The sequence below is a fragment of the Stenotrophomonas sp. Br8 genome, from assembly GCF_014763005.1.
Lineage (GTDB): Bacteria > Pseudomonadota > Gammaproteobacteria > Xanthomonadales > Xanthomonadaceae > Stenotrophomonas > Stenotrophomonas lactitubi.
Genome location: NZ_JACGTN010000007.1, coordinates 55,079 through 76,822, shown reverse-complemented (window position 1 = coordinate 76,822; position 21,744 = coordinate 55,079). Strand labels below are relative to the sequence as shown.

The window sequence follows — 21,744 nt, the reverse complement described above, 5'->3', positions numbered from 1 at the left end:
GCGCGATGACCAGCTCGGCCAACGACGCCGGCAGCAGCGATTTCGAGAACCTGGCCCGGCAGTACTTCGGTGCCTGGGGCGATGCCCTGCGCCACGCGACTGTGCAGGGGGCCCCCGCCGGTGACGACCCGGGCAGTTGGAAGCACCTGTTCGACTGGTGGGGTCAACTGCTGCCCGAGACCGGGGCGGCAGCGCCGGAAGAGGCCGTGCGTCGGTTCCGCGAACAGGCTGGCAGCTGGTACGGCACCATGCAGGAAGTGGCTGCACGCTTTGCCGGCCGCGATGCCAGCAGTGCCGAGGTTGCCCAGGCCTGGCGTGAAGCGGTAAAGGGTCAGGGCGACGGCATGCTGCAGTGGATGCTGCAGGGTGCCCGTGGCAGCACCCATGCCGGCGCTGCTCCGCCCGAGTTCGCGGCGTGGTTCCAGCAGTTGCAGACGCTGGCCGGTCCTTGGCTGCAGAGCCCGGCGTTCGGGCCCGGCCGCGAGCACCAGGCGCGGTGGCAGGCCCTGCTGCGCGCGCAGGAGGAGTACCAGCATCACTCGCAGGCCTATGTCGAGCAGATCAAGCAGGCGCTGGAAGAAGCGTTCGACCTGTTCGAGCAGCGCCTGGCCGAGCATGAGCAGCCCGGCAGCCAGCTGACCAGCGCACGGGCGATGTTCGATCTGTGGATCGAAGTGGCCGAGGAGGCCTACGCCAAGGTCGCCATGTCGGCACCTTTCCAGCAGATCTACGCGGCGCTGGGCAATGCGCAGATGCGCCTGCGCGCGGGGCTGCAACGCGAGGTGGAACAGATGAGTGAACGCATCGGCCTGCCGACCCGAACCGAGATGGATGCCGCCCACCGTCGCATCGCCGAGCTCGAGCGTACTCTGCGCCGGCTGCAGGCACAGGTAGCGGTGCTTGCCGGTACCGACGCGGTCGATCCGGTAGCCCAGCCGGCGCCTGCCAAGGTGAAGCCCGTCGCGCGCAAGCCTGCCGCGAAGAAGGCACCAGCGAAGAAGGCTGCCGCGAAGAATGTGCCAGCGAAGAAGGCGCCAGCGAAGAAGGCGCCAGCGAAGAAGGCCACCTCCCGCACCACCACGCGGAAGTCGTAAGCCATGAAAGGACCGCTGGGCTTCAATGCCGATGACCTGATGCAGGAGACCCTGGCCATGCAGCGCAAGCTGATGGAAGGGTTGAAGCTGTTGCCGCAGGTGGAGGATGTCGACTATGGCGCCACCGCCCGCGAGGAAGTCTGGCGCGATGGCAAGGTGGTGCTGTATCGCTTCGTCGGCGAGAACGCACCGGTCCGGCGCACGCCGCTGCTGATCGTGTACGCGCTGGTGAACCGCCCATACATGGTCGACCTGCAGGCCGATCGCTCACTGGTGCAGAAGCTGCTGGCGCTGGGCCAGGACGTGTACGTGCTGGACTGGGGCTATCCGGATCGTTCCGAGCGTTACCAGACGCTTGAGGATTACCTGCTGCGCTACATCGATGGCGCGGTGGATGCGCTGCGCGCGCGCAGCGGTGGCCCGGTCGACATGCTCGGCATCTGCCAGGGCGGCGTGTTCGCGCTGTGCTACGCCGCGCTGCGCCGGCAGAAGCTGGGCAACCTCATCACCATGGTCACCCCGGTCGATTTCCAGACCGCCGACAACATGCTGTCGCACTGGGCGCAGCAGGTGGACGTGGATCTGCTGGTGGACACGCTGGGCAACATCCCGGCCGATCTGATGAATGCCAGCTACCTGATGCTCAAGCCGTTCCGCCTGAACGTGCAGAAGTACGTGGGCCTGCTCGACATCCTCGATGACAAGGCCGCACTGGAAGACTTCCTGCGCATGGAAAAGTGGATCTTCGACTCGCCCGATCTGGCGGGCGAGGCCTTCCGCGAGTTCATCAAGCAGTTCTACCAGGGCAACGGGCTGGTCAACGGCACCGTGCATATCGGTGAGGAGGCGGTGGACCTGGCCAAGGTGACCCTGCCCGTGCTCAACATCTACGCCGAACAGGATCACCTGGTGCCACCGGATGCATCACGTGCGATGCGTGGCCGGCTGGGCACGCAGGACTACACCGAGTCCAGTTTCCGCGGTGGGCACATCGGCATCTACGTCTCCGGCCGCGCGCAGCGCGAAGTGCCGGCGACCATCGACAACTGGCTGAAGGAACGCACGCCATGAAGTATTTCCCCTTGATCGCGCTTGCGCTGGCCCTTGCACCGGGCGTTGCCGGCGCCGCGCCCAGCGCCGATGCGCGCCGCGAGATCACACAGTTGATCGGCAGCCTGGACGGCTCCCAGTGCCAGTTCCAGCGCAATGGCAGCTGGTACGGTCCCGCCGATGCGCGTTCGCACCTGCAGCGCAAGTACGACTACCTGCTGAAGAAGGACATGGTCGACACCGCCGAGCAGTTCATCGAGCGTGCGGCGAGCCAGAGCAGCATGAGTGGCAAGGCGTACCGGATCCGCTGCCCCGGCCAGCCCGAACAGACCTCTGCGGCGTGGTTCGGCGCCCGCCTGCAGGCATTGCGCCAACGCACGCCGTAGACACGGCAGGCGCTACAGTGGCCGCAGCCAGTCAGCCGGGAGACCTCGCCATGAACGCTGTGCCGCGCACCCTGTCGCGCTCGCTGAACGACCGCATGATCGCCGGAGTGATGGGCGGCATCGCCCATCGTTTCGGCTGGAACCCGACCCTGGTACGGGTGCTGTACGTGGTGATTTCGCTGGCATCGGCCGCCTTCCCGGGCATCCTGATCTACCTGTTGCTGTGGCTGCTGATCCCCAACGAGGCCGATTGAACGCCGCGTCCCGGCCCTGGCCGATCTGGCTGCGCGCGCTGCAGGTGCTGGGCGCGCTGTGGACCGTGCCCAATACCCTGATCGGCCTGCTTGGCGGTCTGGCCGGGTTGCTGGGTGGTGCGAAGATGCGCTGGAGCGGTCGTGATTGCGCGGTGGTTTTCGACCATTGGCCATGGGGCCCGGGCGGAGCGATTACCCTCGGCAACGTGATCCTGCACACCGGCTACGACCTGGGCATGTGCTGCCGTACCTATGCACATCAGGCGGGGTGGGGCGTGGAGCCGTTGATCCGGCTGGATGATCATGAGCGCGCACACGTGTACCAGTACCTGGTGCTGGGGCCGCTGTACCTGCCGGTGTATATGCTGTGTGGCGGCGTCAGCGCGCGCAATCCGTTCGAGCGTGCGGCTGATCATTACGCGCGGTTCGGGCATGGCTGGTGGCCATAGTTTCCAGTCAACGGCGCAGCCCCTCGTGGGTGGTCGCGTAGAGCGAATCATGTGATTGGGCCGGGCGGGGTGGGTTCGCGGGACACGCCGTAAACCCATCCCTGGGGGCTCGATGGCGCCATCCATGGCGCCAACGGTCCCGCGAACCCACCCCGCCCGGCTCCTGACAGTTTCCGGGTGCGTCCAGCCACGGAAAAGAAAAAGAACAGCAGAAGCGGGTCGCGCGCTGCGCTTGCTCGTGTAGAGCCGAGTCTGCGCCCGGCTTCGCGGACTGGCCTGAACGCAGCCGAGCGTGGGCTTGGCTCTACAAGAAGCGGCCGGCCAAGCCGCTTTTGCTTTTGATCTTCTTTTTCTTTTCCGTGGGTGGCAGACCGCAGAGATCTGTCAGAGGGCGGGCGGGTTGGGTTCGCGGGGGTGTCCGCGGCATGGATGCCGCGGCCAAGCCTTATCTGATTGGAATCTGGCAACGTAGGTGTCGAGAGCCGGCGTGGGCCGCCGTGTAAGCCTGGATCTCGACGATCGCCTTGGAGCTTGGCGCCCACGCCGGAATCTCCCTTGATCCGCCCGAACAGTTGCTGGAGCTGACACTCGCAGTAATAAGACTGGGCAAGCGGGGGAGCTCTCGACCCTTCCAGACTATACGGAGTCCGGTGATGAACGGGATCGGGATTGATGTCAGCAAGCGCCAACTGGATGTCGGCACGACGGACGGAGAGGTGCTGCAGGTCAGCAATAGCGCTTCGGGTTTCGCTGAATTGGATCTCTGGTTGAGGAAACATCCGGTGAGCCAGATCGTGCTGGAGGCCACTGGAGGCCACTGGGGGCTACGAACAATCAGTACTGAACTTCCTGCACAACGCCGGTCATGCGGTGGTCCGTGCCAACGCGCTGCGGGCTCGCAGGCTGGCCCAGGGAATGGGCCAGGTGGCCAAGACCGACCGTCTGGATGCCTATGCATTGGCGCAGATGGCGGCCTTGGTGAAACTGCCCGCCTATCAGCCACTGGAGCCCTGGCAGCAAAAGCTGCGGGAATTTGTGCGGGCGCGTCGACAGACGATGGAAGCCCTGACCGTAGCGCGCCAGCAGCAGGAGATGGTGACCGATCGTGAGTTGCGCCGACTGCTGCAAGCCAACATCAGCCGCCTGCAGAGGATGGTTGGGCGTTTGGGACAGCAGATTGCCGAGCAGGTTGCCCAGCAACCTCAGCTGGCGGTACTGAAGTCGATGAAAGGCGTGGGCCCTGTCCTGCAGGCGGTATTGGCCAGCTATCTGCCGGAGCTGGGCAAGATCAGCGGCAAGGCCATCGCCAGTCTGGTCGGTGTAGCACCCATGTCCCACGACAGCGGAACCATGCGCGGCAAACGAAGCATCCATGGCGGCAGGGCCGAGATCCGTCAGGTGCTTTACATGGCCAGCATGTCGGCCATGCGGCATGAACCTCGACTGCGCAATTTCTACCAGTCGCTGCGAGCCCGAGGCAAAGAAGGAAAAGTAGCCATCGTGGCGGTGATGCGGAAGATGCTGGTGATTCTCAACGCGCGCATGCGTGACGCTCAAGGCGGATCGATCCCCGCCTGAAGCCAGTCTGCGCGTGCCCCAAAAGGCTGCCGGCCAGCGGCCGGCACTACCGTGCGTGACTGTCGGAGGGGCCGAGGCCCCTCTCTCAACACAGTTGCTCCAGGGACGGATTCACGGCGTCCCCCGCGAACCCAACCCGGCCGACCAGCGCGACGGCTTTTGCATTCCGCGACCAACCAACCCACCCACGAGGGGCTGCGCCGTTGGCTGGAAATCCCTCCATTCGTTAGACGGAAGTTAAAGATCCGTAAGCATTCTGCTGCTATCCCGCAGTCATCTGCATGCAACCGATCGTCATTAGTCTTCGTGACGTTCCAGTCAGCTTGGTCGCGGTAAGCTCTACCCCGATGGGCTCGCAAGTACCGCTCATCGTGTGCAGTACGCAGTAGCAATTTGGAGGAAGACATCACATGGCAATCGTTCTTTATGTCGGTGGTAGCAAGGATGGCGAGAAGGGCGTGGTGCCCTACGGCTTCAGCAAATCCCGCGCCGATACCGCGCTGGGGCCGGAGTTCTACACGGAGCGGTTCATGGAACTGCAGGGTGTCGGCAAGGTCCGCCTGATGGCGCTTGAGAGCCTGCGTGACGACATCGTCATGCAGCGTGCCGCCCGCCACTACCGCTGACCTTCGCAATACGCGGCAGGACGCGCCCCACCATCGCGCGTCCGCGCCGGCATCCCAGCCCCAGGGCCAGTCCGAGCCCCACTTGCCAGGATGCCGGCGTCCGATCCGGACCCGCCGCCTGAACCGCCGTTCTGTCAACGCCTTGTCCCTGCCGCCCGCGCATTGCAAGAATGGGCCTTTCCCGCAATGCGGCCCAGGCCGGAAACAATGCACGACGCCAAGCACGCCCAGCGCCAGCTCGCCCAGCAGATCGCCCAGACCATCGCCGATGAGATCGGTGCCCAGACCGCCCAGGTCAGCGCCGCCGTCGGCCTGCTCGATGAAGGCGCCAGCGTTCCGTTCATCGCCCGCTACCGCAAGGAAGTCACCGGCGGCCTGGACGATACCCAGCTGCGCAACCTGGAAACCCGCCTGACCTACCTGCGCGAGCTGGAAGACCGCCGTGCGGCGGTGCTGGCCAGCATCGGCGAACAGGGCAAGCTCAGCGATGAGCTGCGCAACGAGATCCTCGCTGCCGACACCAAGAGCCGGCTGGAAGACCTGTACCTGCCGTACAAGCCCAAGCGCCGTACCCGCGCGCAGATCGCCCGCGAAGCCGGACTGGAGCCGTTGGCCGACGGCCTGCTGGGCGATCCGACGCGGGACCCGCAGGTCTTTGCTGCCACGTTCGTGGATGCCGACAAGGGCGTGGCCGATACCAAGGCCGCGCTGGAAGGTGCCCGCGCGATCCTGATGGAGCGCTGGGGCGAGGACGCCACGCTGGTGGGTGAACTGCGCAGCTGGTTGAGCGAGCAGGGGGTGATCCGTGCCCGCGTTGCCGAGGGCAAGGAAACCGAGGGCGCCAAGTACCGCGATTACTTCGAACACGCCGAGTCGCTGGCGAAGATCCCCTCGCACCGGTTGCTGGCGTTGTTCCGCGCGCGCCGCGAGGAGATCCTGTTCCTGGAACTGGACCCGGGCAAGGATGCCGAGGCGGGGCATCAGTACGCTGAAGGGCGCGTGGCGCACAACGCTGGCATTCGCGATGCGGGGCGCCCCGGTGATCGCTGGCTGCTCGATGCCTGCCGCCTGACCTGGCGGGCCAAGCTGCACATGCACCTGCTGCTGGACCTGTTCAACCAGGCCCGCGAGAAAGCCGAGGCCGAAGCCATCGCCGTGTTCGGCGACAATCTCAAGGATCTGCTGCTGGCCGCGCCGGCCGGCCCGAAAAGTGTGCTGGGCCTGGACCCGGGCATCCGCACCGGCTGCAAGATCGCCGTGGTGGACGCCACCGGCAAGCTGGTCGCCACCGATACCATCTACCCGCACGAACCCCGCCGGCAGTGGGAGCAGTCGCTGCAGACGATCAAGCAGCTGTGCACCAGGCACAACGTACAGCTGATCGCGATCGGCAACGGCACCGCCAGCCGCGAGACCGACAAGCTGGCCGGTGAAGCCATCAAGGCGCTGGGTGACAACGCACCGCAGAAAATCGTGGTCAGCGAAGCCGGGGCTTCGGTGTACTCGGCGTCGGAAACGGCGGCCAAGGAGTTCCCGGACCTGGACGTGTCGATCCGTGGCGCGGTATCGATCGCGCGTCGCCTGCAGGACCCGCTGGCCGAGCTGGTGAAGATCGAGCCGAAGGCGATCGGTGTCGGGCAGTACCAGCACGACGTGGATCAGTACCGTCTGGCGCGTGCGCTGGATGCGCGCGTGGAGGACTGCGTGAACGCTGTCGGCGTGTACGTCAACACGGCGTCGGCGGCACTGTTGTCGCGCGTGTCGGGCCTGTCGTCGACGGTGGCCGAGAACATCGTGCGCCACCGCGATGACAACGGTCCGTTCAAGCGTCGCAAGGACTTGTTGAAGGTGTCGCGCTTGGGCGAGAAGACGTTCGAGCAATGTGCGGGCTTCCTGCGTATCGCCGATGGTGATCAGCCGCTGGATGCATCGTCGGTGCATCCGGAAGCCTACCCGGTGGTCGAGCGGATCGTGGCCAGCACCGGGCGCCCGATCAAGGCGCTGATCGGCGACGGTAGTTTCCTGCGCGGGTTGAAGGCCGAGCAGTTCACCGACGAAACGTTTGGTGTGCCGACCGTGCGCGACATCCTCAAGGAACTGGAAAAGCCCGGCCGTGATCCGCGCCCGGAGTTCAAGGCGGCTCGTTTCGCCGATGGCGTCGAGGACATCAAGGACCTGCGCGAGGGCATGGTGCTGGAGGGTGTGGTGAGCAACGTGGCCGCGTTCGGTGCGTTCGTCGATATCGGCGTGCACCAGGATGGCCTGATCCACATCTCGGCGCTGTCCGATACCTACGTGAAAGACCCGCGCGACGTGGTCAAGGCCGGCGACATCGTCAAGGTGAAGGTGCTGGAGGTGGATGTGCCGCGCAAACGCATCGCCCTGACCCGTCGCCTGGATGACACGCCTGGCCAGGCCACCAGCCGCCCGGGCAGCCGTGACGAACGCAGCCAGGGGCAGGCCCCGCGTCGCGACGCGGGCACCCCCGGGCAGGGGCGTGGTGGCCAGGGGCGCAACCCGGGCAATGGCGGACGCCCGGCACCGGCCGCGCCGCCAGCCAACAATGCCCTGGCCGAGGCGTTCGCCAGGGCCAAGCGCAGCTGAGTCTGCCGTCCCCCTCCCGGCACGGCCGGGTGGGGGACTTGTCGATGTTCCCCGGCAATGCGCACACTTGCGCTGGAAAGGGGGCTTGGGGCCCCGCTGTCGCTGGGGAGGCCATGCCGTCAGCACCATCCGCCTTGTTCCGTGACCGCTGTGGCGCCTCGCCACGGCCTGCGGGCAGCTGCGTCTGCAGGGGAGGCGGCTGATGGCCGATCAGGGCAGCAGCGGCAACGCACTGCTGGAGCGCCGGCTGCAGGAACTGGCCGAAGAGCGCCGTCGCCTGGCGATGATCATCGAGGGCACCGCGGCCGGCACCTGGGAATGGAACGTCCAGAGCGGACAGATGCGGGTCAACGAACGCTGGGCCGAGATCGTCGGCTACCGGTTGGACGAGCTGGAGCCGATCTGCCAGAAGACGTTCATCGCGCTGGTGCATCCGGATGATCTGGCGCTGTCCGATGCGGCTCTGCAGGACCACTTCGATGGCCGCACCGACCACTATGTCTGCCTGTTGCGGATGCGCCACAGGAATGGCGAATGGATCTGGATTCACGACCGCGGACGGGTGTTCGAGTGGGACGGGCAGGGCAGGCCGCTATGGATGGCCGGTGCCCATGCCGACGTCACCGAACTGCAGCGGGCGCGCCAGGACGCGGCCGAAATGCGCCAGCGCCTGCAGGCAGTGGTGGATGCATCCGACGAAGTGGCGGTGATCGCCACCGACACCGACGGCACCATCACCCTGTTCAACACGGGTGCGCAGCGGCTGCTCGGCTACACCGCTGCTGAAGTAGTGGGTGGGCGCCGGCTGGACGCCTTCCACGACCCGGTTGAACTGCAGGCGTGGCTGCGACCGCTGGCGACCGCTGACGGACAGGTTCCCGGGGTGTTCGAGGCACTTAGTGCCCGCGCCGACGGCCAGACGTATTCGCGGCAGTGGACGCTGCTGCGCAAGGATGGCCAGCGTCGCCAAGTGCGCCTGTCGATCAGCCGCATGGATGGCGCCGATGGCGAGCGCATCGGCTATGTCGGCATGGCCATCGACATCACTGAAATCCTGCAGGCCCGCGCCGAGGCACGTCTTGCGGCGGACAAGTTCGCCGGTGCGTTCACCTCGGCGGCACTGGGCATGGCACTGGTGTCGCTGGAAGGTCGCTGGCTGGATGTCAACGATGCGCTGTGCCGCATTCTTGGCTACCCGCGCGAGGAGCTGCTGCAGGTCGATTTCCAGCGGTTGACCCATCCGGCCGATCTGCAGACCGACCTGGCCCTGGTGCAGGATCTGCTGGCGGGGCGACGCACCCACTATCACCTTGAAAAGCGCTACGTGGGACGTGATGGCAACACCATATGGGCGCGGCTGTCGGTATCGCTGGTACGCAATGAGCGCGGCGAACCGCTGCATTTCGTGTCGCAGATCCAGGATGTCAGCGCGCAGCGCAGCAGCGAGCAGCGCCTGTTCGAAAGCGAACAGCGCAGCCGCATCACCCTCGATGCCGTCGCCGACCTGGTGCTCAGCGTTGCATTGGATGGCCGCATCGAATATGCAAACGCGGCTGCCGTGCGAATGCTTGCCGGCGATGGCGCACTGTCACTGGCCGGGCATCTCGTGCAGGACGTGCTTTCGTTGACCACCGAATACGCACCGCAATCGCAGCTCGACGTCAGCGTACTGTTGGATCCGGAAAGCAATGCCGTGGACCTGCACGCCGATCTGCTGCTGCGGATGGGGGCGGCGACAGTACCGGTGGACCTCACCCGGGCCTGGTTGCGTGACGACGAAGGGCATGTGCGCGGCGCCGTGTGGGTGTTGCGCGATGATACGCAGCAGCGTGCACGCGAACGCGAGGCGAGACACCTGGCGGAGATGGACCCGCTGACCGAACTGGGTAACCGCCGCGGCTTCGAAGTGCACCTGCAGCAGGCGATCACACGGGTCGAGCGGACGGGCCAGGCGGCTTCGCTGATGTATATCGACCTGGACCGGTTCAAGCCGGTCAACGATACCTTTGGGCACCTGGCCGGCGACGCAGTGCTGTGGGCCGTGGCCAGCGTGCTGCGTCATGGTGTACGCGATTCGGATGTGGTGGCGCGCCTGGGCGGTGACGAATTCGCGGTGATCCTGTCCGGGTGCAGCCCGCGGCGCGCGGCGCGCATCGGTGGTGAACTGCTGCACACCCTGTCCAGCCTGTCCATTCCGTGGGACCAGCATCAGCTGCGGATCGGCGCCAGCATCGGCATCGCGCCGCTTGCTGCCGGCATGAGCGTGGACCAGGCCGTCGCGGCCGCCGATGCCCAGTGCTACCGGGCCAAGGCGATGGGCCGCAACAACGTGCAGGTGCAGGGCGAAACCAGTGAACTGCCCGGCGGCTCGCCGGCGGACGGCAGCGACCTCGGCGACGGCTGATCTCAACCTGTGAGAGGGGCGCGGCGAATACTGCGCCAACGCCCACATCCTCAGGTGATCAAATGAACTTCTGCGACTCGGCGGCGATGCGCGCCTTTGCTCCTGCTCTGGTCGGTTGGTGCCTGACCTCGGCTGCCTGCCTGCGGCTGGAGCAGCTGCGCGATGACCTGCGCGCGCAGGCTGTTCTGCCCATTCTGCAGGGCGGAGCATTGGTGTTGCTGGTAGTGACGCTGGCCTGTATATGTGTGGCCAGCATCGTTCTGTGGAAAGCGGGCAGGGACGAGGCGCCTATGGCTTCTGCCCCCTTGCCCGTGCTTCAGGGGAATGAGCAGAGATCGCCCGACGGCATGGATGTATTGCCGATCGACTGAATGCCTGCAGTACCTCCCTTTGCATTGATGCCGTTGCAGTTGCCCACGCCCATGCGTCGATTGAGAATAAATCGGTTCGAGCGGAACGTTGCGGTGGCGCCGCCGGAAGTTTCAAACACCGCACCACCATAGTTCGCGCCGTTGACGTAGTTGTTGTCGGCGAGGAATCGGTGTGACCCTTGCACGACGTCGATACCCCATTCTCCTGGCCGTTCAATCACCGAGTTCTTGACGGTGCAGTCGACACAGTTCACTAGATAGATGGCGCTGGCCCCCGAATCGATGACCCGTGCGCCGTCAATCATGACGTTGCTGGAGTTGTATATGGCCATCTCACCATCGCCGCCTGGACCATCCTTGCGGCCTGTGAGCTGTCCGTAAAGGATCGTGACGTCGCGGGAGTCGGTGATCCATAGATTGGGATCCGCCGTCGCATTGCCGGCAATGCCGTTTCCACGCATGAACGTATCCCAGATCTCCACGCCATTGCCTCCAACCACACCGGCGCTGATCTGGAAGCCGACGATATCCAGACTCCAGATGATGACGCGGTCCTGGTGGTAGGCCAGCACGCCGAAGTTTCCGCCTGCCCCGGTCGTCAGCGTGAAGTTGTGCAGCATTGTGTTGCTGCCGAGGCCTATGGCCTTCTGTGGTGCACCGTAGGCTGAGACCACCACCTCGGCCATGGTGGCTCCAAGTCCTTCAATGGTGGTCCCGGCAGGAATCTCCAGAGGCGCCGGGCCGGCGACGTACTGGCCTGGCCTGAGGCAGATCTTCTTGCCTGGCGCGCTGGCGACCGCGCCAGCAAGGTCGCCGCCGTTGTCGAGAGTGAGGTCACAAGCAGCGGCCTGCAGCGCCGCGGCCAAGCCGAATGCCGCGAATGCGGCAGGGATCCATTTCTTCATAACGGCTCCTTCCAGTGGACAGTCCCATCCACGATATCGCACCCAGCGTTTCCTCTGTCAACGCAGCACTTCGTCCGAGCTGACCAGCTGCACGTCGTGCATCATGTTGAGGTAGGCCTCGTAATAGCCCTTGTGTGAGGCACCAACGATCGCCAGCAGGCGCGTTCCCGGCTGCTGGCCCAGCACTTCGCGGATGTTGGCGACCATGCGCAGGTTGCGGGTTTCCCAGTAGCCCACATAGTTGCGACCAAAGCCCTGGGAGGAGGGCTCGACCAGCGCCGCGCCGAAGTCCGCCTGGTAGGCCTGCAAGCCGACGTCGGGGCGGTTGTAGGCACGGTACAGGTCCAGTACGCCACCGACCTTGTCGACATTTGCATACAGCGGCTCGTCGGCGTCGCGCCGTGCGTTTGCGTGCGGATTGTCCCAGGCCTTCATGATCGCTTCGCGTGCTGCCTTCTCGTCCTCGGGTGGGGTGGGCGAATCGGCGGTGTGGTCGTCCACTGCCCACAGGCGTTCCAGCCCCAGGCGGGCAGCGAGGACTGCCGCCACAAGGTTGGTTTCATTGCGGCGGGTCAGGCTCTTGTCGAGAATCGCGACCAGCGCAGCATCCAGGCCGTCGCCGGCGATCCGGTCCTGCACAGGCAGGCGCAGCCATTGCACCTGCGCCGATCCGCGCTCGCCAGCGGCCAGGAACACCGCGGCCAGGTGCCTACGCTGCGCTGCTGTCGGGCTTGCCGGCCATGCCGACAGCAGGCGTCCCATCTCGGCGTTCGCGCTGGGCACGTCGAGGCCGGTGGCGACGCGGGCCTCATCGGTGTCGTAGCAGTAGGTTTCAACGCTTTCGGCATAGCGGCTGGGATTGCGACGCATGAAGTCGCACTGCAGGCCGGACAGGTTTTCGGTGGCAATCGCCTGCGGGCGCCAACGTGCCAGGCGCTGCAGCAAGGGCTCCAGCATGGCCGGCTCGAAGGTCTTTGGCAGTTCCGACAGATGTGCTGTCCCAAGCACCAGTACTTCGTTGTGGCGACCGGCAGGTGGTCCCTTCAGCTGGTCGGGATGAAAGCTGGGACGGAACCCCGCGTCGCTGGCCAATGCGCCGGCACTGCACAGGCTGAGGATGATGATGGCGTTCAAGCGTCGAAGCATGCTGCCTCCCAGGAAAAATCCAGTCAGTGGGCACATGCTCGCCGGCAGCGCGCCGGCAAGGGATGTCCCGATGGTCATTGCAACCTTCTGCGTGCCTGTCGCATCCCCTTTCCGTCGGCGCTGGTCCAGAATGGTGGCTGGAAGACTTCCGGAAGCGCGTCATGGATGAAATCGCCCCCATCGTAGCCGCAGGTGCCGTGCTTGGTGCACTGGCTGGCTGGATCGGTCCGGGCAGATGGCGGTGGCAGCTGTTGCGGCTGGCACCGTTGCTGCTGGTGCCGTTCGCGTTGTACATCCTCGCCACCCGCAACTGGTTCCTGGGTGGTGGCGGGCCACTGGTGGGACCTTCCCTGCTGGTCGTCTGCGGCAGTCTGGGCTACCTGCCGGCGGTGCTGGCAACGATGCTGCTGCGCTGGGTTCTGCGGCGCGCTGCCGACCAGGGGCTGGCCCCCTAAAGTTGTTGGCCGCCGCGCCGATACCTTCTCTGGAGCCCGCTGCTGGCTCCCGCTGCCGGACCCGAGGCTGCCTCCGATGGGCGGCCCGTGCCGTGTGCTCCGCCGCTGTTTGATGACGATCGCAGCTGCCGTACTGTTTCTGCCAGTCGCTCGAGTGACGCCTTCCGGCGTCTGCAGTCCCAGGCAATCGAAGTTGCCGCCGGGCATCCCGCCCGGCGGGTCGCAACCGCTACCCGGACACCGAGGATCAGACGATGCTTATTTCAGGCTCCATGGAAGGTGCTCAGGCGCCGGCCGAAGTGCTCACCCGTTGGTCTCCCCTGCGCGCGCTGCAGGGGGTGTTGGGCAGGCAGCGCCGCGCCACGGAGGTGGCCGAACAGCATCGGCGACACGTCGAGCTTGAGGCCCAGGTTGCTGCACTGCATCGGGTGCAGGCGGTCATCGAGTTCGCGCTCGACGGCACCATCCTGCAGGCCAATGACAACTTCCTGCAGGCAGTGGGATATCGCCTGGATGAGATCCAGGGCAGGCATCACTCCCTGTTCGTCGATCCTGAGGACGCGCGCAGTACCGGATACCGCGACTTCTGGGCGCGACTCGGCCGCGGTGAATTCGATGCAGGACAGTACCGGCGCTTCGGCAAGGGTGGGCGTGAGATCTGGATCCAGGCCTCCTACAACCCGGTGCTTGACCAGCACGGGCGACCATACAAGGTTGTCAAGTTCGCGACTGACATCACGGCGCAGAAGCAGCAGGCAGCCGAGTCGGCGGGGCAGCTGGCCGCCATCGATAAATCGCAGGCAGTCATCGAGTTCAGCATGGATGGCCGCATCCTCACGGCCAATGCCAACTTCCTGGCCGCCACCGGCTATACGCTGGAAGAAGTACGCGGCCAGCATCATTCGCTGTTCGTCGAGCCCGACTACCGGGCCAGTGTCGAGTATCGCCGGTTCTGGGAAAAGCTCGGCTCTGGCGAGTACGACGCAGGCCAGTACCGGCGGCTGGGCAAAGGCGGCCGCGAAGTGTGGATCCAGGCGTCGTACAACCCGATCCTCGACGCGGGCGGGCGGCCGTTCAAGGTCGTCAAGTACGCCACCGACATCACCGCGCAGGTGCATGAGAGCCAGGCCATGCAGCGTGCCGTGGCGCAGACGCGCGAGGTGGTGGCGTCGGCAAAGGAGGGCGACCTGACCCGGAGCATCGCCATGGCCGACAAGAGCGGCCCGATCGCCGAACTGTGCGGCGGCGTCAACGCGCTGGTCGAAGCAATGGCCGGAATCATCGGCCAGATCAAGTTCGCCGCGGACACCATTGCGGTGGGTGCGAGCGAAATCGCCGAAGGCAACAACGACCTGTCCCAGCGCACCGAGCAGCAGGCGGCGTCGCTGGAAGAGACCGCAGTGTCGATGAAGGGGCTGGCCGAGACCGTGCAGCGCACTGCGACCAACGCACGCCAGGCCAGCCAACTGGCGGGCGGCGCCGCCGATGTGGCCGCACGCGGCGGCCAGGTGGTACATGAAGTGGTCTCGACGATGGCGGTGATCAACGCCTCTTCGCGTCGCATCGTCGACATCATTGGCGTGATCGATGGCATTGCGTTCCAGACCAACATCCTGGCATTGAACGCGGCCGTGGAAGCGGCGCGTGCCGGTGAGCATGGTCGTGGTTTCGCCGTGGTCGCCACCGAAATCCGCGAGCTCTCGCAGCGCTCGGCGGGTGCAGCGAAGGAAATCAAGCAGCTGATCGATGCGTCGGTTGCCAACGTCGGCGCCGGAACGGCGCAGGTCGAGAGCGCAGGGCGGACCATGGACGAGATCGTGGTCGACGTGCGTCGGGTCAGTGACCTGATGACCGAGATCAGCGCCGCTGCGCAACAGCAGAGTGACGACATCCAGCAGATGAACCACGCAGTGGATCTGATCGACCAGGGCACGCAGCAGAATGCGGCGCTGGTGGAAGAGGCCTCAGCGGCCGCGCGCAGCATGGAGGAGCAGTCCTCGCAGCTGTTGCAGACGGTGGCAGGGTTCCGTGTGCACGCGGGCTCTGGTGCAGGGCATGGACATGGCGTGCATGCGCCGGCGCTGCGGGTGGTGTAGCGCGCAGGACCGCGCCGGCCTATGGGGCGGCGCGGCCTTCGCCCTGGCCGCCATGCAGCTGCGGGTGAGTGTGCGCATACATCCAGAAATCGCGCGGTTGCCCACGGACATGGCGATACGACTGCAGCAATCCCTCGCGTTGCATGCCTGCGCGTTCGAGCACGGCAATGGATCGCAGATTGCTGTCGAGTACGGTGGCCTGGATGCGCACGCAACCCAGTGCGGTATGCGCCCAGGCGATGACCGCGCGCGCCGCACCGGTCGCCAGCCCGCGTCCCTGCTGGTCAGGGGACAGGTCGTAGGCCAGTTCGGCGCGGTGGTGCTCGATGTCGATGTCGTTGAGGCCGACGGTGCCGAGCAGTTGGTCGCCGCTGTCGAGGATCGCCCAGCGGCGGCATCGCGTGCTGCGCGCATGGTCGACGATCTGCCGCTGCAGAGCCTCTACAGAGACATCGCCCCAGCTGGTGTGCTCGATCACGCCCGGCAGCGACAGGTAGTTCGACCAGGCGACAGCGTCCTGCGGGACCAGTTCGCGCAGGTGGGCCTGGAGCGCTGAGGGAAGGATTGGACTGGAGTGTGTTGCCATCGCTCGAGTGTCGGCGGCGTCGGTCGGGCAGGGCAAGACCGGAAACGACAAAGGCCAGGTCGTGGACCTGGCCTTTGATCGTGGTGCCGGTGAAAGGACTCGAACCTTCATGGGGTCACCCCCGGCTGATTTTGAGTCAGCTGCGTATACCATTCCGCCACACCGGCAGCAGCGGGCTAGTGTACCCGAGCTCGGCGGGTGTTCATAGAGGTGCGGGCGAACGGGGCCGAAATGGCGTTGAATTGTCGGTATCAGCTGGCTGCTGGCTATACTGGCAAGGCTTAACAGGCACAGGAGCGATAGCGCTATGTCAGCGTTGCAGGACCTGCGGGTGCTGGTAGTCGAAAACGATGAAATGAGTGCAGCCCTGCTGCAGATGCAGCTGGTGCAGTCCGGCGCTCTGGTCGTCGGCCTGGCCGCGTCCGTTGCCGAGGCGCTGCGCTTGCTGGAAGAGGCCGCCCCTGATGTGGCCCTGCTGGATTACCGCTTGGCCCACAACGAGACCAGCGAACCGGTTGCTGCGGCGCTGGCTGCGCGCGGCGTGCCGTTCGTGCTCGCCACCGGCATGGCCGCTGAACAACTGCCGGTCGCGATGCAATCCGGCGTGCTGCTGATCAAGCCCTACCTGTCGGCGGAACTCTCCAAGGCCTTGGTTCGCGCCGTTGGGCGTTCCAGCGCCAACGCCTGACCCAGCCGCTCAAGCGGCTTCTTCGTAGACGTAACGGATGTCCTCGCGGTCGTCGAGGATGGCGTACTGTGCAGCCAGGTTGTCCGGATCCGGGTTGAGCCATGCGTCCAGATGCTCGGCGCGGATCGGCAGTACACCCCGGTCATGGCCGGCAGCGGCGACATCGATTGATGGTGCATCGGTGATGGTGGCGAAAGACAGCAGGCGTCCTTCCGGACCGTCCCATTCGGCCCACAGGCAGGCCAGCAGCAGGTCGCGCGGCGGGTCGGGGCGGAATTCCAGCACTGCGTCCTGTGCCTTCTCGTCATTGTGCAAGGTGCGGCCGGCAATGGCGTGGCGAGGTACGTGTTCGTAGAAGGCCTGTACCACCACCACGCCATGGCGCAGTCCGAAGGCCCCGCGCCAATAGCCTTCCAGGCTGTCCCGTCGCGCATTGTAGGTGCCCGGGTAGAGCACATCGCTGCGCGCAGGCTTGTCCGGCAGCCGGCATTGATAGCGCATGGGTTTGATCACGCGCCGGCCATTCTCGCTGACCATCACCGGTGCATAGGTACCGGGGAAAATACGATTGTCACGTGGCAGCAGCTGTTCCCGATGCAAGTCGTCCAGCCGTGCCTGCGCGCGGTCGATGCGGTTGCCGGCAACGCGCAGGTCATTGCGCGCCTTCTGCGTGGGTCGGGTGGCCAGGGTCGCATTGGCGATGTCGCGACGTTCAAGCTGCCGTTCCAGTTCGGCCTGCAGCTGCTGCCGCTCCTGTGCATGCCATTGCTGGATCTTCGCCACGATGTCGCGGCCTAGTTCGGTACGCGCACCTGCAAATCCGTCGTCCATGGCTTTTGGCGTCTTCGGCCGTTTCTTGCCGGGATCATGCGCATAGAGTTCGGCGAATTCCTCCAGGGAGAGGACGGCGCCGAACTCGCGCACCAGCTTGGCGTAGTCGGCGCGGATCAGGGCGGAATAGCACATGGGACTCTGCCGGAAGATGGGTCGCAGCGGCTGCGACGTGGATGCGGCAGGATAGCCCGACCTTCCAGGAGACGTTGCATGAATGATCCACAGACGATCCAGTTCCGCGAGGCGGTGCCGACGGTCGAGGACTACTGCCAGCTGCGCGCATTGGCCGGCCTCAGCGCAAAGACGCATGAGGCGGCGACGCGGGCATTGCCCAACACCGTCTTCGGCGTCTGTGCCTACCAGGGCAGCGAGCTGGTAGCGATGGGCCGGATCATCGGCGATGGCGGTTGCCATCTGCAGGTCTGCGATATCGCCGTGCTGCCTCGTCTGCAGGGTCAGGGTCTGGGCAAGGCGGTGATGCAGCGTCTGAGCGACTGGATGCAGGGCAACCTGCCGCCGTCGGCGTACGTGAGTCTGTTGGCCGATGGCGAAGCGCATCGGCTGTATGCGCAGTTTGGCTTTGCGCCGACCGCGCCAGCCTCGATCGGCATGTATCGCCGGTTCTGAGGTGCGGTCACCGCGGAATCGCAGGCAAAGAAAAACCCCGGCCGAAGCCGGGGTTTCAAAGATTGGCGTCCCCACGGGGATTCGAACCCCGGTCGCCACCGTGAAAGGGTGATGTCCTAGGCCTCTAGACGATGGGGACGCACGAAAAACTTCAAGTTGTAGAACTTTCGACGGCCTAATGCCGAAAGTGGTGGAGCCAAGCGGGATCGAACCGCTGACCTCCTGCATGCCATGCAGGCGCTCTCCCAGCTGAGCTATGGCCCCATGAAACTTCGGATTCCTGCTGGGAGCAGGGTCCTTTTTGAAACTGGCGTCCCCACGGGGATTCGAACCCCGGTCGCCACCGTGAAAGGGTGATGTCCTAGGCCTCTAGACGATGGGGACGCACGAAAAACTTCAAGTTGTAGAACTCTCGACGGCCTAATGTCGAAAGTGGTGGAGCCAAGCGGGATCGAACCGCTGACCTCCTGCATGCCATGCAGGCGCTCTCCCAGCTGAGCTATGGCCCCGTGTTACCGAGCCGCCTATCATACCTGCCTGTTCACATTTGTGGAAGCTTTTTTTGAAGCTTTTTCATCGAACCGTTCATTGCCACAAGGGCAGGGAGCGTTCCGACGCCACAACCTGAATGCCGGTGGGCGGTGAACAAAAAAGACCCGGTTATCGGCCGGGTCCTCGTTGTTCATGATGAGTGGCGTCCCCACGGGGATTCGAACCCCGGTCGCCACCGTGAAAGGGTGATGTCCTAGGCCTCTAGACGATGGGGACGCAGATCTCATCAATGTTCTTTGCGACCTTTCGACGGCCTAATGCCGAAAGTATGGTGGAGCCAAGCGGGATCGAACCGCTGACCTCCTGCATGCCATGCAGGCGCTCTCCCAGCTGAGCTATGGCCCCACGTCGCTGAGGAGCGAAATAATAGCTGTGCCCCCGGGGGTTGGCAAGCGCTTTGTTGCACTTTTCTTCACGTAGCGCGCGCGGTGGCGCAGCTGCGTTTTCTGCATGCGGGCAGCACATGTGTCGATGCAGAAGCGAAGGGTTCAGCGGTCTTCCCCGGTCAGCGCTGCCAGGATCGGGCACTGGTCGAGGGCGCCATGTCCACGGCAGGCATCGACCAGCTGGGAGAGCGCGCCATGCATGCGCTGCAGCTCTGCCATCCGCAGTTCGATGTCCTGCAGGCGTATTCGTGCGGTGTCACGCACGCTGCCCATGTCCTGCGGAGGATGGTCGCTGAGGGAAAGCAGTTCACCGATCTCATCGAGACTGAAGCCCAACGCCTTTGCCCGGCGGATGAAGCGCAGGCGTCGCAGGTCCTGCTCGCCGAAGATGCGGTAGCCACCTGCCGAGCGCGCTGCGGTGGGCAGAAGCTGCTGACGTTCGTAGTAGCGGACGGTATCGATGGGAACGCCGGCCTGACGTGCCAACTGACCAATGTTCACGGCGGACTCCTTGGGACCTGCCGTGCATAGTCATCCCTGGACTCTGGTCAAGAGTCAAGGCTTTGCCCGCGCCGCCTATTCAGCACACTTTGCAACTTTCTTCATATCCCCCAAGGCAAAGCAGTTCCTACCCTGCGCCTGAACCGGCCGCTCGACGGCCTGAACCGGAAGAGGAGGTGGGGAGTGGAGGGAATCAGGAACGAGGGATTCGTCGAGGTTGCGGTGGTTGAATACCCCGGAGGCGACCCGTCGGCTGCATCGGTGCTTGCCGAAATGGCACACGTCGCCAATCGTCTGGCACAGCAGCAGCGGCGGCCCTGCAAGCGGGTGCTGGTGACCCGCTGGATCGTGCCCGCCAGCAATACCGGCGTGCATCGCATCGCCGGTGCCGAGATGCTGGACGCGGCAATTCCTGCGGTGATCGCCTTGCCGGGGCAGGTCAGTTCCAGCACGTCGGTGCGTGCCGAGGACGTCCTGCTGGATTGGTTGCGGGCCCACTACGACGGCGGCAGCCTGCTGGCCGCCGCAGGTGAGGGGGTGAGTGTGCTGGCGCGGGCCGGTCTGCTGACCGGGCGTACGGTGTCCGGTCCTGACCTCAACCGCCATCCGGCGCTGCAGGTGCAGGTCGGCAGCTGGGCGCCCAGTGAGCGAGCACTCGTCGATGACGGCGATCTGCTTACCGTGGGCGGCGCCCAGGCCTGGCGCTTTCTTGGCTTGCGCCTGCTGTACCGGCTGCATGGCCAGGGCGTGGCCAGCGCGGTGGCACAGCAGTTGGGCATCGTGGTGCCGGTCGGCATCCAGCAGGATCTGGAGCGATTCAGTGCCAACTTCGCCCACGGCGACCGTGACGTGCTGAAGGCGCAGCGCTGGTTGCATACCACGGCTGCACGTGGGGCCACGCTGGGGGCGATCTGTGAGATCTCGGGATTGGAGCCGCGTACCCTGCAGCGTCGTTTCCTGAAGGCGACCGGGCTGCGGCCCATCGAGTATTGCCAGCGGCTGCGCGTGGCGAAGGCGCAGACGTTGCTGCAGCAGGGCGCCAGCATCGATGAAGTTGCCTGGGGTGTGGGTTACGCCGACCAGAGCGCATTCCGCCGGCTGTTCCTGCGCATTGTCGGCATGACGCCCGCCAACTATCGTCGCCACGTCAGCAGCAAACGCCGCGATCGTCCGCTGACGCCTGCTGTGGCCGGCAGCCTGCGGGGGCTGCGCGCCTCGCCGGGCACGCAGCTGGGTCGCAGCGCCGCTTGATGAACAAGGTTCAATGCGTCGTGCTTGCATCGCGGGCTCGACGCTTTGACCATGCGGGTCTGTGCAGGCAAGAGCGGGTGAGCTGATGTCGAGTGTTGGGCCGGTGCCGATGCCGGTGGTATTGATCCTGATCTTCCTGCTGCTGGCGATGGCCATTGCGCGGATCTGGTCGCGTGGTGAGCCTGGCCAGGTTCGGCCGCCCGCAGCGGGGATGGTGCTGGACATGTTGCTGGTTGGTCTGCTGTGTGGCCGGCTGTCGTTTGTCGCAGCGCATTTCAGCCTCTATCGTGAAGCTCCCTGGAGCGTGCTGCAGATTGCCGATGGCGGGTACCACCTTCCCGTTGTTGTTGGCGCTGGATTTGCCTGGGCGCTTTGGCGGCTGCGCAGGCAGCGCCCGTTGCGGGCGCCGGTGCTGGCAGGTGCGCTGGTTGGGTTGCTGTTGTGGGGCGTGGCAAGCCAGGGGCTCGCGTACTGGCAGGCAAAGCAGATGCCACTGCCCACGCTGCAGGTGGTCGACCTGCAGGGCAGGGCGATTGAACTGCAGACGTTTCATGGCAAGCCTCTGGTACTGAACCTGTGGGCCAGCTGGTGTGGCCCGTGCCGCCGGGAGATGCCGGTGCTGGCGACGGCGCAGCAGAAACATGCCGATATCCAGTTCGCCTTCCTCAACCAGGGCGAGACCCTTGTGGAGGTCCAGACCTTTCTTGCTGCTGAACACCTCTCGCTGGGCAACGTCCTGCTGGATGAGGCTTCGGCTGCGTCGACCACGCTGGACGTCCGGGCTTTCCCTTCCACGCTCTTCTTCGATGCGCAGGGGAGGTTGCAGGAACTGCATCTCGGCGAACTGACCCAGGCCGGTCTTGAACACAAACTGCGCCGGCTGCGGTAGCCTGCGCTGGCA

The 21,744-nt window shown here is 65.2% G+C and carries 20 protein-coding genes, 7 tRNA genes and 1 pseudogene; 16 read left to right on the top strand and 12 right to left on the bottom strand.

The genetic code is table 11. The features are described 5' to 3' along the window. Positions 1-5 precede the first annotated feature (5 nt). From phaE to H3005_RS06855, 10 genes and pseudogenes are all read left to right on the top strand, one after another. Positions 6-1,094, top strand: a complete 1,089-nt coding sequence (gene phaE, locus H3005_RS06900) for a class III poly(R)-hydroxyalkanoic acid synthase subunit PhaE (protein ID WP_191077833.1) — start codon at positions 6-8, stop codon at positions 1,092-1,094. Positions 1,095-1,097: 3 nt separating this feature from the next. Continuing rightward, positions 1,098-2,165, top strand: coding sequence for a class III poly(R)-hydroxyalkanoic acid synthase subunit PhaC (locus tag H3005_RS06895; RefSeq protein ID WP_100552861.1), 1,068 nt, complete (start codon positions 1,098-1,100; stop codon positions 2,163-2,165). After that, the gene (locus H3005_RS06890) at positions 2,162-2,530 is read left to right on the top strand and encodes a YfeK family protein (protein WP_100552860.1); all 369 of its coding nucleotides are present in this window, start codon (positions 2,162-2,164) and stop codon (positions 2,528-2,530) included. The genes H3005_RS06895 and H3005_RS06890 overlap by 4 nt, the downstream gene beginning before the upstream one ends. Before the next feature lie 50 nt (positions 2,531-2,580). Continuing rightward, a complete protein-coding gene (locus H3005_RS06885; protein WP_089235996.1) occupies positions 2,581-2,784 on the top strand; it encodes a PspC domain-containing protein in 204 nt (67 codons plus the stop codon). Next, positions 2,781-3,233: a hypothetical protein gene (locus H3005_RS06880; protein ID WP_191077832.1), complete on the top strand. Its 453-nt coding sequence runs from the start codon at positions 2,781-2,783 to the stop codon at positions 3,231-3,233. Before H3005_RS06885 ends, H3005_RS06880 begins: the two co-directional genes overlap by 4 nt. A gap of 653 nt (positions 3,234-3,886) precedes the next feature. Further along, a pseudogene (locus H3005_RS06875) lies at positions 3,887-4,811 on the top strand (IS110 family transposase). Between the two features lie 410 nt (positions 4,812-5,221). Next, on the top strand, positions 5,222-5,437 hold the full coding sequence (locus H3005_RS06870) for a hypothetical protein (RefSeq protein WP_025879252.1): 216 nt from the start codon (positions 5,222-5,224) through the stop codon (positions 5,435-5,437). 207 nt (positions 5,438-5,644) lie between these two features. Continuing rightward, positions 5,645-8,041 carry a Tex family protein gene (locus H3005_RS06865; RefSeq protein WP_100552858.1) on the top strand — a complete coding sequence of 799 codons (2,397 nt, stop codon included), beginning with the start codon at positions 5,645-5,647 and terminating at the stop codon, positions 8,039-8,041. Between the two features lie 202 nt (positions 8,042-8,243). Then, positions 8,244-10,445, top strand: a complete 2,202-nt coding sequence (locus H3005_RS06860; RefSeq protein WP_100552857.1) for a PAS domain S-box protein — start codon at positions 8,244-8,246, stop codon at positions 10,443-10,445. 62 nt (positions 10,446-10,507) lie between these two features. Next, complete coding sequence (locus tag H3005_RS06855; RefSeq protein ID WP_223880108.1) at positions 10,508-10,816, top strand: hypothetical protein; 309 nt, start codon at positions 10,508-10,510, stop codon at positions 10,814-10,816. On the opposite strand, the gene H3005_RS06850 is transcribed toward H3005_RS06855, so the two are convergent. Together H3005_RS06850 and H3005_RS06845 are read right to left on the bottom strand one after the other, a co-directional pair. Further along, a complete protein-coding gene (locus H3005_RS06850) occupies positions 10,762-11,721 on the bottom strand; it encodes a right-handed parallel beta-helix repeat-containing protein (protein ID WP_100552856.1) in 960 nt (319 codons plus the stop codon). The two genes, H3005_RS06855 and H3005_RS06850, sit on opposite strands and share 55 nt — an antisense overlap. Positions 11,722-11,778: 57 nt before the next feature. Next, complete coding sequence (locus H3005_RS06845) at positions 11,779-12,867, bottom strand: DUF5694 domain-containing protein (protein WP_100552855.1); 1,089 nt, start codon at positions 12,865-12,867, stop codon at positions 11,779-11,781. Between the two features lie 161 nt (positions 12,868-13,028). Between H3005_RS06845 and H3005_RS06840 the strand changes: the two genes are divergently transcribed. After that, positions 13,029-13,322 carry a hypothetical protein gene (locus H3005_RS06840; protein WP_100552854.1) on the top strand — a complete coding sequence of 98 codons (294 nt, stop codon included), beginning with the start codon at positions 13,029-13,031 and terminating at the stop codon, positions 13,320-13,322. A 254-nt stretch (positions 13,323-13,576) separates the two neighbouring features. Beyond that, positions 13,577-15,418, top strand: coding sequence for a methyl-accepting chemotaxis protein (locus H3005_RS06835; protein ID WP_100552853.1), 1,842 nt, complete (start codon positions 13,577-13,579; stop codon positions 15,416-15,418). A gap of 19 nt (positions 15,419-15,437) precedes the next feature. Here H3005_RS06835 and H3005_RS06830 read toward each other — a convergent pair whose 3' ends face one another. Next, complete coding sequence (locus H3005_RS06830; protein ID WP_100552852.1) at positions 15,438-16,004, bottom strand: GNAT family protein; 567 nt, start codon at positions 16,002-16,004, stop codon at positions 15,438-15,440. A gap of 81 nt (positions 16,005-16,085) precedes the next feature. Next, positions 16,086-16,171, bottom strand: a tRNA-Leu gene (locus H3005_RS06825). Positions 16,172-16,311: 140 nt separating this feature from the next. On the opposite strand from H3005_RS06825, the gene H3005_RS06820 reads away from it, so the two are divergent. Further along, positions 16,312-16,692 carry a response regulator gene (locus tag H3005_RS06820; protein ID WP_100460341.1) on the top strand — a complete coding sequence of 127 codons (381 nt, stop codon included), beginning with the start codon at positions 16,312-16,314 and terminating at the stop codon, positions 16,690-16,692. Between the two features lie 9 nt (positions 16,693-16,701). Here the strand turns inward: H3005_RS06820 and H3005_RS06815 are convergent, their stop codons facing one another. Then, entirely contained in the window at positions 16,702-17,658 is a 957-nt protein-coding gene (locus H3005_RS06815) for an SOS response-associated peptidase family protein (RefSeq protein ID WP_165780989.1), read from the bottom strand. Positions 17,659-17,736: 78 nt separating this feature from the next. Here H3005_RS06815 and H3005_RS06810 point away from each other — a divergent pair, with 78 nt between their 5' ends. Beyond that, the gene (locus H3005_RS06810; protein ID WP_100552850.1) at positions 17,737-18,153 is read left to right on the top strand and encodes a GNAT family N-acetyltransferase; all 417 of its coding nucleotides are present in this window, start codon (positions 17,737-17,739) and stop codon (positions 18,151-18,153) included. A 63-nt stretch (positions 18,154-18,216) separates the two neighbouring features. Here H3005_RS06810 and H3005_RS06805 read toward each other — a convergent pair. From H3005_RS06805 to H3005_RS06775, 7 genes are all read right to left on the bottom strand, one after another. Continuing rightward, a tRNA-Glu gene (locus tag H3005_RS06805) sits at positions 18,217-18,292 on the bottom strand. A gap of 49 nt (positions 18,293-18,341) precedes the next feature. Then, positions 18,342-18,417, bottom strand: a tRNA-Ala gene (locus tag H3005_RS06800). Positions 18,418-18,461: 44 nt separating this feature from the next. After that, a tRNA-Glu gene (locus H3005_RS06795) sits at positions 18,462-18,537 on the bottom strand. 49 nt (positions 18,538-18,586) lie between these two features. Further along, positions 18,587-18,662 (bottom strand) — tRNA-Ala (locus H3005_RS06790). Positions 18,663-18,845: 183 nt separating this feature from the next. Further along, positions 18,846-18,921, bottom strand: a tRNA-Glu gene (locus H3005_RS06785). A gap of 53 nt (positions 18,922-18,974) precedes the next feature. Then, positions 18,975-19,050: transfer RNA gene (locus H3005_RS06780), tRNA-Ala, on the bottom strand. A 143-nt stretch (positions 19,051-19,193) separates the two neighbouring features. Next, complete coding sequence (locus tag H3005_RS06775; RefSeq protein ID WP_191077831.1) at positions 19,194-19,592, bottom strand: heavy metal-responsive transcriptional regulator; 399 nt, start codon at positions 19,590-19,592, stop codon at positions 19,194-19,196. A gap of 183 nt (positions 19,593-19,775) precedes the next feature. Between H3005_RS06775 and H3005_RS06770 the strand changes: the two genes are divergently transcribed. Then, the gene (locus tag H3005_RS06770) at positions 19,776-20,843 is read left to right on the top strand and encodes a helix-turn-helix domain-containing protein (protein WP_100552849.1); all 1,068 of its coding nucleotides are present in this window, start codon (positions 19,776-19,778) and stop codon (positions 20,841-20,843) included. Between the two features lie 85 nt (positions 20,844-20,928). Further along, positions 20,929-21,732 carry a TlpA disulfide reductase family protein gene (locus tag H3005_RS06765; protein WP_100552848.1) on the top strand — a complete coding sequence of 268 codons (804 nt, stop codon included), beginning with the start codon at positions 20,929-20,931 and terminating at the stop codon, positions 21,730-21,732. Positions 21,733-21,744: the final 12 nt, after the last annotated feature.

Coding starts and splice junctions, on each gene's coding strand:
- phaE (WP_191077833.1), top strand. CDS start 6: ATGACCAGCTCGGCCAACGACGCCGGCAGCAGCGATTTCGAGAACCTG.
- H3005_RS06895 (WP_100552861.1), top strand. CDS start 1,098: ATGAAAGGACCGCTGGGCTTCAATGCCGATGACCTGATGCAGGAGACC.
- H3005_RS06890 (WP_100552860.1), top strand. CDS start 2,162: ATGAAGTATTTCCCCTTGATCGCGCTTGCGCTGGCCCTTGCACCGGGC.
- H3005_RS06885 (WP_089235996.1), top strand. CDS start 2,581: ATGAACGCTGTGCCGCGCACCCTGTCGCGCTCGCTGAACGACCGCATG.
- H3005_RS06870 (WP_025879252.1), top strand. CDS start 5,222: ATGGCAATCGTTCTTTATGTCGGTGGTAGCAAGGATGGCGAGAAGGGC.
- H3005_RS06865 (WP_100552858.1), top strand. CDS start 5,645: ATGCACGACGCCAAGCACGCCCAGCGCCAGCTCGCCCAGCAGATCGCC.
- H3005_RS06860 (WP_100552857.1), top strand. CDS start 8,244: ATGGCCGATCAGGGCAGCAGCGGCAACGCACTGCTGGAGCGCCGGCTG.
- H3005_RS06855 (WP_223880108.1), top strand. CDS start 10,508: ATGAACTTCTGCGACTCGGCGGCGATGCGCGCCTTTGCTCCTGCTCTG.
- H3005_RS06850 (WP_100552856.1), bottom strand. CDS start 11,721: ATGAAGAAATGGATCCCTGCCGCATTCGCGGCATTCGGCTTGGCCGCG.
- H3005_RS06845 (WP_100552855.1), bottom strand. CDS start 12,867: ATGCTTCGACGCTTGAACGCCATCATCATCCTCAGCCTGTGCAGTGCC.
- H3005_RS06840 (WP_100552854.1), top strand. CDS start 13,029: ATGGATGAAATCGCCCCCATCGTAGCCGCAGGTGCCGTGCTTGGTGCA.
- H3005_RS06835 (WP_100552853.1), top strand. CDS start 13,577: ATGCTTATTTCAGGCTCCATGGAAGGTGCTCAGGCGCCGGCCGAAGTG.
- H3005_RS06830 (WP_100552852.1), bottom strand. CDS start 16,004: ATGGCAACACACTCCAGTCCAATCCTTCCCTCAGCGCTCCAGGCCCAC.
- H3005_RS06820 (WP_100460341.1), top strand. CDS start 16,312: ATGTCAGCGTTGCAGGACCTGCGGGTGCTGGTAGTCGAAAACGATGAA.
- H3005_RS06815 (WP_165780989.1), bottom strand. CDS start 17,658: ATGTGCTATTCCGCCCTGATCCGCGCCGACTACGCCAAGCTGGTGCGC.
- H3005_RS06810 (WP_100552850.1), top strand. CDS start 17,737: ATGAATGATCCACAGACGATCCAGTTCCGCGAGGCGGTGCCGACGGTC.
- H3005_RS06765 (WP_100552848.1), top strand. CDS start 20,929: ATGTCGAGTGTTGGGCCGGTGCCGATGCCGGTGGTATTGATCCTGATC.